The sequence below is a fragment of the Streptomyces phytophilus genome (assembly GCF_013870535.1).
Classification (GTDB): domain Bacteria; phylum Actinomycetota; class Actinomycetes; order Streptomycetales; family Streptomycetaceae; genus Streptomyces; species Streptomyces phytophilus.
The window spans coordinates 1-2,434 of record NZ_JACBXC010000932.1; the positions used below are offsets into that span (position 1 = coordinate 1).

Sequence of the window (2,434 nt, forward strand, 5' to 3'; positions counted from 1 at the left end):
CTGCCTGATCGGGCAGTTGGAGCTGCAGTACCAGCCGCAGCCGGCGCGGGTCGCGCTCGACTCGCTCGCCGACACCGCCCGGGCCCACGCCAAGACGGCGGCGGGCAGGCCGTTTCGCTGGCTGCGGCAGGAGCGGGAGCTGACCGCGCCCCGCAGACCCCCCCTCCACCGGGCCTTCGACCAGCTCGCACTGGGGTCCTTCAACGAGAAGCTGGTGATCGAGGCCATCAGGGTGGCCGGCTCGCTCAGCCGGGTCGCAATCGCGGAGCGTACGGGCCTGACGCCGCAGGCCGTCTCGCGTATCACCCGCAACCTGCTCACCACCGGCTTCCTCAGCGCCGACCGACCCCGCTCCCGGAGCGAGGGCCTGGGCAAGCCGCGCATACCGCTGCGCCTGCGGCCCGATGCGGCCTGCGCCATCGGCATCCACGTCGACCCCGAACTCATCTCGCTCGAACTGGTCGACCTCTGCGGCGACGTACGGGACAGACGCAGCCTGCCCGTGACGCCTGGCAGCGGCCCGGAGTCGTACCTGGAGTGGATCACCGCGACGACGGCGGAGGCGATCGCCGCCGCCGGCCCGCTGGGCACGAACCTGCTCGGCGTCGGCGTCGCCGCCCCCGGGCCGCTCGACATCCACGAGGGCGTCCTGCTCAACCCGCCGCTCTGGGCGGCCTGGGGCGAGTTCCCGCTCCGGGCCGAGCTGCAGCGGCGGCTCAACGTGCCGGTGCTGCTGGAGAAGGACGCCACCGCGGCCGCGATCGGCGAGCGGTGGCTGGGCACGGTCGAGAGCAGCACCGACTTCGTCTACCTGTACCTGGGCGCCGGGGCGGGCAGCGGCGCGTTCCTCAACGGGGACGTGTTCCGCGGGATGTCGGGCAACGCCGGCGAGTTCGGGGAGCTGACCGCGTACGCCATCGACCACGTGACGCCGCAGGGCGGGCCGCGGATGGTGCCCGAGTGCGCGCCGATGTCCGCCGTCGTCGAGCGGGCCCGCGCAGCGGGCCTCGCCGGACCGGACGGCGCCCTCCCGTACGGGGCGGTGTGCAGCGCGGCGGCCGGTGGCGATGCGCGTGCGACCGGGGCCATCCGGGACGTGGCCCGGGTGGTGGCGCGGGGCGCGGTGGCCATGACGGACCTGTACGACATGGACCTGATGATCGTCGGCGGTCCCGCGGTCCCGCCCGAGGTCGCCGAGCTGTACCTGTCGGAGATCTCCGACGCGGTGAACCGCTTCCCGATGGCCAGCCGGGTCCGGCCGGTGCGCGTCACGTACTCCACGCTGAGCGCCTCCGCGGCGGCGGTGGGCGCGGCGGCGGGGGTCTTCCACATGACCTTCGCGCCCCGGCTGCGTACGCACAGCGGCCCGACGGCCTGAATACCGCCCGGCACCGAGACACCGAGGACTTCGATCCGGATGACACGTCTGACCGAGCTGTTCCCGCCCGCCCTGGTCGCAGACAGGCTGCCCCCGCCCGGGCGGTGGAGCCCCGTACCGCGGTCGACGGACCGCCGCGCCTGGGCCGCGCTCCCCGCCGGCACCCGGGCGCGCATCGTCGCCCCGGCCGCCGCCGCACTGGGCCGGCCCTGGCCCGGCCTGCCCGCCTCGCTGTACGCCCGCTTCGCGCGGGACGGCGACCGCTGGGACTACCAGACGCCGCTCTTCGCGCGGCGCGAGCGGCTCGGCCGCGCCGTGCTCGCCGCCGCCGCGTCCACCGAGCCCGCCCAAGCGGACCGACGGGGCGCGTTTCTCGACGAGGTGATGGACGGCGTCTGGGCGCTGTGCGAGGAGACGTCGTGGTGCTGGCCCGCGCACGACTTCCGGGTCCTCGGCTCCCACGGCGTACGGCAGGGCCTCCTCCCCGACCCCGCCCGGCCCACCCTGGACCTCGGCGCCTCCGGCACGGCCGCGCTGCTCGCCCTCACCGACGCCGTGGTGGGCGACGAACTCGACCGGGCCGAGCCGCTGGTGCGCCGCCGGCTGCGCCGGGAGGTCTCCGCCCGCGTCCTGGAGCCGTATCTCGAACGCGACGACTGGGGCTGGTACGACGGCTCGACGGCCAAGCTCAACAACTGGAACCCCTGGATCCACTCCGAGTTGCTGCTGGCCACCGCGCTGACCGAGGAGTCGGCGGACCGCGCGGCGGCCCTGGTCCACCGCATACTCGGCGGCCTGGACAACTACCTGGCGGCCCAACCGCGCGACGGCGGCTGCGACGAGGGCCCGCACTACTGGTGGCGCGCCGGTGCCAGCCTCTTCGAGTGCCTGGAGACGGTCACCGCGCTGCTCGGCACCGACGCCGGGGTCTTCGGGCTGCCGCTCGTACGCGCCCTCGCCCGCTATCCGGTGGCCACATGGATCGGCAGCGGCTGGAGCGTCAACTTCGCCGACGGGCCCGCCCGGCCGCGGGAGACGACGCCCGCGGTGCTGTTC

At 75.1% G+C, this 2,434-nt stretch carries 1 protein-coding gene and 1 pseudogene; both read left to right on the forward strand.

Annotated features, from left to right (window positions below; genetic code table 11):
• On the forward strand, window positions 1-1,378 hold a 1,378-nt coding region (locus H5J30_RS27335), incomplete at its 5' end, for an ROK family transcriptional regulator (RefSeq protein ID WP_181789987.1).
• 39 nt (window positions 1,379-1,417) lie between these two features.
• A pseudogene (locus H5J30_RS27340) lies at window positions 1,418-2,434 on the forward strand (heparinase II/III domain-containing protein); the annotation flags it as partial.